This window comes from Streptomyces sp. NTD91, from assembly GCF_059510455.1.
The window spans coordinates 1-497 of the sequence record NZ_JCAJZW010000163.1; the positions used below are offsets into that span (position 1 = coordinate 1).

1 protein-coding gene is annotated in these 497 nt (G+C 67.2%); it reads right to left on the bottom strand.

The window, feature by feature from the left end:
- Positions 1 to 474: transposase (locus AC5WRT_RS39055; RefSeq protein ID WP_496101116.1), on the bottom strand; the 474-nt coding region annotated here is incomplete at its 3' end.
- Between the last annotated feature and the right edge of the window lie 23 nt (positions 475 to 497).

A 497-nucleotide genomic window follows, 5' to 3' on the forward strand; every position in this document is an offset into this window, starting at 1 on the left:
GAGAGTGTAGGTCTGGGACCCGCGCGGGTGCTTGCCGGCGGTGAACGTGTACTTGCTGTTGCGCTTGCGGACGCGCGCTTTGAGCCGCCAGCGTCGTCCCAATGGCAGGGGGCCGGCCAGTGCAGCACGGCCGATCACTCCGATGAGGCTCACCGAGCCGGTCGGGGCGATGCCGCGGGCAGCCACGATCTGGTCGGCGCTGGCGTTGAGCAGCACGGTGAGGCTGACGCGTTCAGGAGACAGGCCCGGCTGGGCGGTGAGTACGTCGCCCGCGATGCGTACCAGTGCCTGGTAGACCGTGAGCAGTGTGTAGACCTCCTGCTCGATCCCGGGGACCGTCCTGGAGCGCAGTACACGCCCGTCCAGGATGGTCGATTTCAGTGAGAAGTAGCAGGTCTCGGCCTGCCATCTGCGGTGATACAGCGCGATCAACTCGTGGGCGGGGTAGCGGTCGGCGTCCAGGAGGCTGGTCATCAGCCGCCACAACTCGGTGCGAC